Raw genomic sequence first — 10,219 nt, 5'->3', positions numbered from 1 at the left:
AGAGATGATGGTGCCGAAGGAATGATCCTTCATTCCGATCGGGGCACGCAGTTTACCAGCCAACGCTTTCGAAAGGTATTAAAAAAAGCAAATGCCATCCAGAGTATGAGTGGCACCGGGCGTTGTTATGATAATGCCCGGATGGAAAGTTTTTTCGCAACGCTGAAAAAAGAGAAGCTCTATAAAATTAATACCAAAAGTATGCCCATGGTTGAAGTCAAAACGATTGTTTACCGCTATATCCATTATTACAATCGACGACGAATTTACAGTACAAATAATGGCTATCCACCGCTNGTTTATCGGGGGCTTTTTATCNACAATCACCAGCTCGCTGCATAGCATTTGAAGTTTTGATGATTGTTACCGACGATGAGGGCTGGCTATTCTATAGGGGCTTGGAAAATTCCTTGCGCGTTTTGACTGAACTATTATTGACAATTCCAAAACGATTGCTGCGATCCTTGAGATGTCAAAACCCTATGCCCGAATTAAAGACCTTTCCGAATTGATGCAGGGTGTGAAGATTGCCTATGGGACACTTCTTGCCCAGAAGAAGGAAGAAGTTCTCGCCATCATTACCCAGTGTCGTGGCGATGTTCATACGCTGGCAGGAGTTGGAAGTCGGGCTAATAATGAAGTAGTAAAATCCGATGACCGCTTCGCTGAATACCAGCAGCGAGTAGCCAGTGCAACCAGTCTCACGATCCTCGACGCAATGATTACCCAGTTGCTTAGCTACAAAGACCAGGTTTGTAAACGGATTGAACTGATGCTCCATGAAAGTACGACACCACCTAAAGCCGGTGAAAAAGCACCGAAGCCCCAAAAAATAGCGCAAATACGGAGATACGATGTATTCCCAGTCAAGCGGCTGACATCGCGCGAGGATGTCGAACAGTATCTTGAGGGTATTCGCAAAAAGCTGTACGACACGCTTGAGGCAAACGACAGTATTCAGATTAACTAAGCGAGGAAGTGAACGATGAACAAGAATGCGATTCAGAAATATGCCATTTGGGCACGGAACGAATTAATCGAACAAGTCAAACAGCGCGCCTTCCAATATGACATCAGCGAAACGGGATACGGTGACGAACATGCCACCGTTGTTTCTGGACGGGTGCTGTCAACTGATGAAAAACAGCAACGCCAGGCATTTATCGAAGAAATAAAGCAATCTGGTTACAATCAAACCATTGAGGAAGTGGCCTACACCTGGTTCAACCGCTTTGTCGCCTTGCGCTATATGGAAGTGAACGACTATTTGCCGACCCATATCCGAGTTTTTTCGGACGCTGGTGGCAATTTCAATCCGGAAATCCTCACGAATGTCTTACATCTTGATCTTCCGGGCCTGGATAAGACAAAGGTATCGACACTGCTCAATGCCAACGCTTCCGAGGAACTATACCGCTATCTTCTACTGACGCAGTGCAACGCTCTAAACTCAATACTGCCCGAGATGTTTGAGCGCATGGGAGCCTATACCGAAATGCTGCTACCAAACAATATTCTGAAACCTGAGAGCGTGATCGGGCGGCTGGTGAATGACATCCCCGAAGAAGACTTCCGCGATGCAGTGCAGATTATTGGTTGGTTGTATCAATATTACAATACCGAACCGAAGCAGGTAGTTCTTGATGGCCTGAAAAAAAATATTAAAATTACAAAAGAGAATATTCCTGCTGCAACCCAGTTATTCACGCCGGACTGGATTGTCCGCTATATGGTGGAGAACTCACTGGGGCGCCTATGGTATGAGGGGCATCCGGATGAAACGTTAAAATCCAACTGGAAGTATTATCTTGATGAAGCCGACCAGGAAGAAGCGGTGCAAGCTCAGCTTGATCAAATCCGTGAGGAATATAAAACCCTTAAACCTGAAGAAATTAAATGCATTGAGAGAATCATTCAGAGATTGATACAATTTAATGAACCTCAAACTTGCTGCGCTTAGGGGTATGCAAACTCAAAAAGGGTATGCAGTAGTTTAGTTAAGGTGGGGGAGGAATATATGGATAATGAATTTACTATAAAGATCTCAATACCGACTGATGACTATGGATACATTCTTTTGAAATGTTCCCATTGCGGAACTTTTTTTAAATCAACTCCCGACGATATTGAAGACGATAGAGTGTTAGAAATATATTGTCCAAGTTGTGGACTGACTAGTGATAACTACTTAACAGAAGAAGTAGTCGAATTAGCCATAGCAATGGCTCAAAATAAAACAATGGATTTGATATACGATGAATTTAAAAAGATGGAAAAAGAATTTAAAAAAGGACCTGTAACATTCAAAGCTGGTAAACGACCAAATCATGAGCATGAGAATCCAATCCGATCTGGAATTGAAGCTTTAGAAACTACAATATTTCCTTGCTGTAATCGGAAAGCAGGAGTCAAACCAATATTGAGAATAACCGGATGTTATTGTCCGTTTTGTGGGGTGAAAAACTATGAAGTTGAATAGAGCAGAATTAAGAAAAATTATATATGATTTTAACAGTATTTCTAATCGATTATTACAGGCAGATTTTGAAGATTATAACGCAGTTCTATCAAAATTTACTGCTTTTATAAAAAGCAATGATTTGATTTTTAGTTACATACAAAGCTGTGGTGAATGTGAGCAAGATTTAGAAAATGAAGTCAAGGAGGTTGCAGGATCATATGGAAGAGCAATCTTCTCCTTAGGCCATCTTGATGAAGAAGAAGTACGAAATGTTTTCTCTATTATTTGCTATATAGTAGACAATAATATCCAAATTCATTATGGAGTGGCAATGGGATATTCATCTTCAAGAAGTTTTCAAGATAAAGTCAAGGGTTTTAATGACCGGGTGGTAATGGTCTTAATACGCCATATAGAAAGATACTTAACTAAAATAGGGATCGAGATGGGAATTGATGAAAAAGTTACATATTCTATAGCAATTGAAAATGGGCAGGTTAATATAGCAAATGACAATTCTACTATTAATGCAACAAATACTGTCAATACAATTGATGTTGAAAAATTGAATGGGCTTATAGAAGATATTAAAGAAAATGCAAAAGGACTTTCGATAGAAGATGAGGAAACTCTCGTTAGTAGTTTAGAAGTAATTAAAGAAGAATCGAAGTCAGCAAATCCAAGAAAGGGCTTTATCAAAACAGCAATTAAAGGACTTCAGACTATAAAAGGCACTGTAGAATTTGCTGCTGCAACAGCTACACTGATTCAATTTATACAACCTATATTATAATTAATATAATGGGTTCACAAAAAGACATAGTGCAATGCCAAAAAAAAGAGGAACACCTTACTACTGAATTGCCAGTTATAAGGTGTTTTATTATATTACCTAGATTCCACGCGTAATGAAACCAAATAGTCCTATAAGCAAGTATTTATAATGATTAAGCTAAACCCGGTCTTTCACCCAATGGGTGAAAGAAATTAACAACAGAAACACACTATTTATATGTTTTTTGCCTTGTTCATTGGGTAAGAATATAACAATAGAAACACTGCGAAGGAGCTGGCTAATGATTAATAAAATTGATTTCAGTGCTAAGAATCTAACCTCAAATGCAGGACTTTTCCTTCTGCTAGAGAATGCAAAAAACAATGCCATTTTTGAGACGATTGAAAAAGATCTCGTTTTTGAGAGTGACTCTGTGAACAAAATCAAAATGAATCATATTAAGACCATGCTTTGCGGTCATTTCATAGGAATAGATAAGCTCGAACGGTTGAAGCTCCTAAAAAGCGATCCCCTGGTTCGTGAATTTGATATCTCTGTAAAAGAACCTGAAACAATATCAAGGTTTTTGGGGAAATTCAACTTTAAGACAACACAAATGTTCAGAGAAATCAACTTCAAAGGGTTCAAAAAACTACTTTTGAAAAGCAAAATGACATCCATCACGATTGATATTGATAGCAGTGTTGTAAATGTCGAAGGGCATCAAGAAGGCGCTAGCAAAGGATACAATCCTAAAAAGCTCGGCAATAGATGTTACAATATCCAGTTCGCATTTTGCGATGAACTTAAAGCATATATCACTGGGTTTGTTAGAAGTGGAAATACTTACACTGCAAATGGTGCTGCTGAACTGATTAAAGAAATTGTAGCCACCCTAAAGACAGATGAATTGGAGATCTTTTTTCGAATGGATAGTGGTTACTTCGATGAAGAAATCATTGAAACAATCGAGTCTCTTGGTTGCAAATACTTAATCAAAGCTAAAGCCTATACGACGCTTGTATCTCAACTATCAAATTCATCTGCAAAGTTTGTTAAAGGTACAGAAGGCAGAGAAACTTCAGAACTGTTTATAAAGCCAAATAAGTGGGAGAAAAGCAGACGGTTTGTCGTATCTCGCGTACTAAAACCAGAAAAAAAGAGAGCGCAATTATCACTTTTAGAAGGCTCTGAGTACGACTATTTTTTCTTTGTGACAAATACAAAACTACTGTCAGAAGCCGTGGTTATCACCTATGAAAAGCGTGGCAATGCTGAAAATTATATCAAAGAAGCTAAATACGACATGGCGGTGGGCCACCTTTTGCTAAAATCATTCTGGGCTAACGAAGCGGTATTTCAAATGATGATGCTCTCATACAACTTGTTTTTGTTATTCAAATTTGATTACCTTGACGTCTCTGAGTACAGACAGCAGATAAAAACATTTCGCTTGAAATATGTGTTTCTTGCTGCCAAGATTATCAAAACGGCTAGATCTGTGATTATGAAGATGTCTGAAAAATATCCTTATCGGGAAGTGTATGAAAAATGCTTATGCTACCTTTAGTAAAAAACAACAGGACACCTTTACAATCACTTGAAATAATAGAAAAAGTGGTTTATTAATCGAACTTACAATTGTGATTCTTCTGTGACAAATGGGTATACTATTAGAAATTGAGAGAAATTGAGTTGAGAAAGGAGCTGAAAAATGTTAAAATGCACAAGTAACTACTTGAATTCCTCGTAAGACATATGGAATAGCGAATTTAGATGCACTTTGAAAAACGACGTGGAATTTAGGTTATAATTATCTCATTGAAGTATAGAGGCGCTCAACAGTCTTTCATGTTCACGGAATGTATGATTTTACAAGGAGGCCAATAATGAATAAAAAAGATAACAATCTTAAAGATGGAAATATGGACCACAGTAAGATGGATCACAGTAAGATGGATCACAGCAATATGGATCACAGCAATATGGATCACGGCAAGATGGACCACAGTAAGATGGATCACAGCAATATGGATCACGGCAAGATGAATCACAGCAATATGGATCAAGGCAAGATGGACCACAGCAAGATGGACCATAGCAAGATGGACCATAGCAACATGGATCATGATCGTGGTGCAATGGGAGGGCACGCCCACCACCATCATGGTAGTTTCAAGGAAATTTTCTTGAAATCACTCCCATTGGGAATTGCAATCTTATTTATTACTCCCTTGATGGATATTCAATGGCCTTTCCAAATCATCTTTCCTTATGCAGACGTTGTAGCAGCTGTCTTGGCAACAATTCTATACATTTATGGCGGAAAACCATTCTACATGGGTGCGAAAGATGAGTTTAATTCAAAAGCTCCAGGCATGATGTCTTTGATTACTTTGGGAATAACGGTTTCTTATGCCTATAGTGTTTACGCAGTGGCCGCTCGATATGTGACCGGAGAACATGTCATGGACTTCTTCTTTGAGTTTGCAACGTTACTTTTAATCATGTTATTAGGACACTGGATTGAAATGAAGGCATTGGGTGAAGCAGGGGATGCGCAAAAAGCTCTAGCAGAATTATTGCCAAAAGACGCTCATGTTGTTTTAGAAGATGATTCGATTGAAACTCGTCCTGTGTCTGAACTTCAGGTTGGAGATGTTATCCGTGTTCAAGCAGGAGAAAATGTTCCAGCTGATGGTATCATTATTCGCGGAGAATCCCGTGTAAACGAGGCCCTCTTAACAGGTGAATCTAAGCCAATCGAAAAGAATGTTAAAGATCAAGTCATTGGTGGATCAACAAATGGTAGTGGTGTCCTATATGTAGAAGTAACAGAAACAGGGGATAAGTCCTTTATCTCACAAGTACAAACATTAATTAGCCAAGCACAAAGCCAACCATCTCGAGCAGAGAATGTGGCTCACAAAGTAGCTAGCTGGTTGTTCTACATTGCCGTTGTAGTAGCTTTAATCGCTCTAGTAGCCTGGATGATCATTGCAGATTTACCTACAGCCGTTATCTTTACTGTGACTACGTTAGTTATTGCCTGCCCACATGCTTTGGGTCTTGCTATTCCCTTGGTAGTATCACGTAGTACTAGTTTGGGTGCAAGCCGAGGATTACTGGTTAAAAATAGAGAAGCTTTGGAATTAACTACTAAAGCGGATGTTATGGTATTGGATAAAACAGGTACTTTAACAACTGGTGAATTTAAAGTGTTGGACGTCACTGTTTTGAGTGATAAATATTCTGAAGAAGAAATTACAGGCTTGTTGGCGGGTATAGAGGCGGGCTCCAGTCACCCGATTGCCCAATCGATTGTGAACCACGCTGAAGCGAAAGGCATTAAGTCAGTTTCCTTTGACTCCATTGAAATCGTTTCGGGAGCAGGAATAGAAGGGGAGGCGAACGGCCACCACTATCAATTAATCAGCCAAAAGGCATACGGAAAAGCATTGCGTATGGATATTCCGAAAGGCGCTACTTTAAGTATCCTTGTAGAAAATAATGAAGCAATCGGCGCTGTCGCATTGGGAGATGAACTGAAAGAAACCAGCAGAAACTTGATCGAGGTGCTGAAAAAATACGGAATTGAACCACTCATGGCTACTGGTGATAACGAGGAAGCTGCACAAGGAGTTGCAGAAGTTCTAGGTATTCAATACCAAGCCAATCAATCTCCGGAAGATAAGTACAAGCTGGTCGAGTCCATGAAAAACCAAAACAAGACGGTTATCATGGTGGGAGACGGGGTCAATGACGCACCTTCCCTTGCCTTGGCAGACGTAGGTATTGCAATCGGAGCTGGAACGCAAGTAGCTTTGGATTCTGCGGATATTATCCTTACTCAGTCTGATCCAGGGGATATTGAATCCTTTATCGAGTTAGCAAACAAGACGACACGTAAAATGAAACAAAACTTGGTATGGGGAGCAGGCTACAATTTTATCGCGATTCCAATTGCTGCTGGCCTCCTTGCTCCTATCGGCATTACCTTGGGTCCGGCCTTCGGCGCCGTCCTCATGTCCTTATCGACCGTTATTGTTGCGATCAATGCAATGCTTTTGAGATTAGACCCGAAATAAAACGAAGCAGGAACAAAAAAACACTGGCTGGTGTGCTGTACAAGGATATACGTACACCCACGGATTTCCGAGAAAAAACAGGACTCCATCATTTTAATCTGGACCTGATTTCAAGGACAATATCGGATAGTAATTCTTAACACAATTTTACCCGCAGCTCTTTTTATTGAGTTGCGGGTTTTCAATTTGTAAACATTCAATTGTTATTTGAAACCAAATGGTTTACAATATTTCTATTGAGGCATGGAGGGACTATTATGAAAACCTCGGACATGATACGACGGCTATGTGAACAAATGAATATCAGTGTCTCCGAACTGGCTAGACGCTTAGATCAGTCGCCACAGAACTTCGGTATTAAATAGTGATTCCGTTTTTAAAGGTAATTTGAACATTTTCTTTATCTAGGACTGTCACACAATCCACTAAACTGTGCCAGAGGAGTGGATCAAAATCTGTGAGCAGTTCATCTTGATTCTTAAGTTCAGCGAGGAAAGCAGCCATTGTTTGGCGACTGATCACTTTTTCCTTAATCTGCCCGGATATTTTTTCTAAATCTTCTTTGGTAGTGTCAAACCTCTGTACCAAGCCATCGTATCTTCTTTGGTATTCTCCTTGGTCTAAGGCAACATTGGCATTTTCGTTTATGCATTGCTGTATCAGCTCAGTGACAATCTCCATTTCATTTTGAAGCTCGACCTGTTTGGTTTCTAAGGGACCAGTGTCAAAAAGAACATCCTTCATGGATTCGAAGTTTGCTATGATTTCATCCTTATCTTCCAGGAGCTTATTAGTAGCCTTCACGAAGAGTTCTTTTATAGTATCTTCATCGAGGTGGGGAGTGGAGCATTTTTGCTGTCCGTTGAACTTGCGGTTGCATTGCCAGACTGTACGTCGGTATTTGCTGTTTGAGTGCCATACTTTTGAACCGTACCAGCTTCCACATGATCCGCATTTTATCTTGCCGGAGAATATATGAACACCGCTGTGACGATTGTTTGCAGGGTTTCTTTTTTCTAACTCGTTTTGGACCAGGTCGAAGACCGCTGGCTCAATAATCGCTTCATGGTTATTTTCAACATAGTATTGAGGTATCTCTCCCTCGTTGGCTTTTTTCTTTTTGGTAAGAAAATCTACAGTGTAACTTTTCTGCAAAAGCGCATCTCCTTTATATTTTTCGTTTGTGAGGATGCGCTTGATGGTGCCTGCGTTCCACTTATCTTTCTTCGCGGGTGATAAAATGCCGTCTGATGTAAGCTGCTTGGCAATACCGTAAGGCGTCATTCCCTGTAGGAACATGCTGAAGATCCTCTGGATTATAACTGCTTCATTGGGGTTCAAGACAAGGTTGCCATCTTCACCCCGATCGTAGCCGAGGAAGTGCCCGAAGGGAACCGTAACCTTCCCGTCTGCAAATCTCTTGCGCTGTCCCCATGTGACGTTCTCTGAAATGCTGCGGCTTTCTTCCTGTGCAAGGGATGACATGATGGTGATTAGAAGTTCACCTTTAGAATCTAAGGTCCAGATATTTTCCTTCTCAAAATAGATCTCGATTCCTTTTTCTTTCAATTGGCGAACGGTGGTGAGGCTGTCTACTGTGTTCCTTGCAAATCGGCTGACTGACTTGGTAACGATGAGGTCGATCTTGCCGCTTAAGGCGTCCTGGATCATGCGCCTAAAGCCTTCACGCTTTTTGGTGTTGGTACCGGATATCCCTTCGTCGGTATAAACCTTCACGAACTCCCAATCGTCTCGACTCTTAATAAAATTAGTGTAATAATCGACCTGCGCCTCATAGCTTGTGAACTGTTCTTCGCTGTCGGTGGATACGCGAGCGTAACCAGCTGTGCGGCGTTTTCTTTGCTCATTAATTGGCGTGGAAGAAAACTGCCTTAGTGTAGCAGGTATGGTTTTAACGTTTTTAGTTGTCTTTGTTCTGCTCATGCTTTTTCCTCCATGCCGCTTTCATTTTCTCAGCTTGCCTGGAGTGTTATCATAAAAGTGCAGTCCCAAATTGCAAGGAAATGAGGTAAAATAGAAATAAAAAGGACTGACTAATAATGAAAAAAATATATAGTGCCGAAGAACGCTATGAAGCGTTGAAACTGGCAAATGAGATTGGCAACAAAGCGGCAGCAGAGCGATTAGGTATAAAGCTCGATACCTTGTACACGTGGATCAGCAAAGCTAAAACCGGAAAGGTTGGTTATTGTGATAATCCAGGGAATATCCCAATAACAGATCCCAATCGTTTAAAACAGCTCGAAAAAGAGCTTCGGGAAGCCAGAGAAGAAATTGAAATTCTTCAGGATGCGCTTGGTTTTTTTGTCAAGCGCCGAAAGAAATAGCGAAACAGCAGCGTATGTCATATATTGCCGACCGTCGAGACCGTTGGCCGGTTGCCCTGCTCTGTCGTACGCTTGGTGTCAGCGAATCGGGTTACTATAAATTTCTGCGNTCAAAAAGCAAACCGGATAAGCACGCAAATCTTTTGGCGCAAATCTATGAATTAATTCGGGAAGACGAAGAAAACGCCAATTATGGTGTTCGACGTATTTATGATTATCTTCGATTAAATCGGAACTATCATGGGAGTTTAAGGACAATCTACCGCATCTGCAAAGAAAATAATCTGATGATCCGCATGAAGCGTAAACCTAATGGGATCACGAAAGCCGATGCCGAAGCGCAAAAGTCTGAAAACCTCATCAAACAGGATTTCACAGCGGAAGCGCCGAATCAAAAATGGCTTACTGATATTACGGAAATCCCCTGTAAAGATGGAAAACTTTATCTGGCACCCATTTTTGATTGTTATGACGGCAGTATCCGGGGCTTCAGGATGGATGACAATATGCGGGCAGACCTTTGTGTTGAAGCGTTTCAGAACGCCTG

At 40.7% G+C, this 10,219-nt stretch carries 10 protein-coding genes; 9 read left to right on the top strand and 1 reads right to left on the bottom strand.

What is annotated here, in order from left to right; all coding sequences use genetic code 11:
- Positions 1-21: 21 nt before the first annotated feature.
- The 7 genes from A3KS_RS0116565 (at position 22) to A3KS_RS0116535 (ending at position 7,324) form a co-directional block, all read left to right on the top strand.
- A complete protein-coding gene (locus A3KS_RS0116565; RefSeq protein WP_423219252.1) occupies positions 22-342 on the top strand; it encodes an integrase core domain-containing protein in 321 nt (106 codons plus the stop codon).
- Between the two features lie 127 nt (positions 343-469).
- Entirely contained in the window at positions 470-970 is a 501-nt protein-coding gene (locus A3KS_RS0116560) for a hypothetical protein (RefSeq protein ID WP_026395850.1), read from the top strand.
- A gap of 15 nt (positions 971-985) precedes the next feature.
- Positions 986-1,960: a BREX-1 system adenine-specific DNA-methyltransferase PglX gene (locus A3KS_RS0116555; RefSeq protein WP_026395849.1), complete on the top strand. Its 975-nt coding sequence runs from the start codon at positions 986-988 to the stop codon at positions 1,958-1,960.
- 57 nt (positions 1,961-2,017) lie between these two features.
- Complete coding sequence (locus tag A3KS_RS0116550) at positions 2,018-2,479, top strand: hypothetical protein (RefSeq protein WP_026395848.1); 462 nt, start codon at positions 2,018-2,020, stop codon at positions 2,477-2,479.
- Positions 2,466-3,254 carry a hypothetical protein gene (locus tag A3KS_RS0116545; RefSeq protein WP_026395847.1) on the top strand — a complete coding sequence of 263 codons (789 nt, stop codon included), beginning with the start codon at positions 2,466-2,468 and terminating at the stop codon, positions 3,252-3,254. Before A3KS_RS0116550 ends, A3KS_RS0116545 begins: the two co-directional genes overlap by 14 nt.
- A 283-nt stretch (positions 3,255-3,537) precedes the next feature.
- A complete protein-coding gene (locus A3KS_RS0116540; protein ID WP_026395846.1) occupies positions 3,538-4,806 on the top strand; it encodes an IS1380 family transposase in 1,269 nt (422 codons plus the stop codon).
- Positions 4,807-5,176: 370 nt separating this feature from the next.
- Positions 5,177-7,324, top strand: coding sequence for a heavy metal translocating P-type ATPase (locus tag A3KS_RS0116535; RefSeq protein WP_414150035.1), 2,148 nt, complete (start codon positions 5,177-5,179; stop codon positions 7,322-7,324).
- 357 nt (positions 7,325-7,681) lie between these two features.
- Here A3KS_RS0116535 and A3KS_RS0116525 read toward each other — a convergent pair whose 3' ends face one another.
- Positions 7,682-9,268, bottom strand: a complete 1,587-nt coding sequence (locus tag A3KS_RS0116525) for a recombinase family protein (RefSeq protein WP_026395844.1) — start codon at positions 9,266-9,268, stop codon at positions 7,682-7,684.
- A 116-nt stretch (positions 9,269-9,384) separates the two neighbouring features.
- Here A3KS_RS0116525 and A3KS_RS0116520 point away from each other — a divergent pair, with 116 nt between their 5' ends.
- Both A3KS_RS0116520 and A3KS_RS23625 read left to right on the top strand, forming a co-directional pair.
- A complete protein-coding gene (locus A3KS_RS0116520) occupies positions 9,385-9,672 on the top strand; it encodes a transposase (RefSeq protein ID WP_026395843.1) in 288 nt (95 codons plus the stop codon).
- A gap of 14 nt (positions 9,673-9,686) precedes the next feature.
- Positions 9,687-10,219: DDE-type integrase/transposase/recombinase (locus A3KS_RS23625; RefSeq protein WP_026395852.1), on the top strand; the 533-nt coding region annotated here is incomplete at its 3' end.

The sequence above is a fragment of the Acetobacterium malicum subsp. dehalogenans DSM 11527 genome, from assembly GCF_000472665.1.
Taxonomy (GTDB): domain Bacteria; phylum Bacillota; class Clostridia; order Eubacteriales; family Eubacteriaceae; genus Acetobacterium; species Acetobacterium malicum.
This window is presented reverse-complemented; position numbering and strand designations above follow the sequence as displayed.

Excerpts from the sequence above, each read along its gene's own strand:
- A3KS_RS0116560 (WP_026395850.1), top strand. The coding sequence starts at position 470 with ATGTCAAAACCCTATGCCCGAATTAAAGACCTTTCCGAATTGATGCAG.
- A3KS_RS0116545 (WP_026395847.1), top strand. The coding sequence starts at position 2,466 with ATGAAGTTGAATAGAGCAGAATTAAGAAAAATTATATATGATTTTAAC.
- A3KS_RS0116520 (WP_026395843.1), top strand. The coding sequence starts at position 9,385 with ATGAAAAAAATATATAGTGCCGAAGAACGCTATGAAGCGTTGAAACTG.
- A3KS_RS0116525 (WP_026395844.1), bottom strand. The coding sequence starts at position 9,268 with ATGAGCAGAACAAAGACAACTAAAAACGTTAAAACCATACCTGCTACA.
- A3KS_RS0116535 (WP_414150035.1), top strand. The coding sequence starts at position 5,177 with ATGGATCACAGTAAGATGGATCACAGCAATATGGATCACAGCAATATG.
- A3KS_RS0116550 (WP_026395848.1), top strand. The coding sequence starts at position 2,018 with ATGGATAATGAATTTACTATAAAGATCTCAATACCGACTGATGACTAT.
- A3KS_RS0116540 (WP_026395846.1), top strand. The coding sequence starts at position 3,538 with ATGATTAATAAAATTGATTTCAGTGCTAAGAATCTAACCTCAAATGCA.
- A3KS_RS0116555 (WP_026395849.1), top strand. The coding sequence starts at position 986 with ATGAACAAGAATGCGATTCAGAAATATGCCATTTGGGCACGGAACGAA.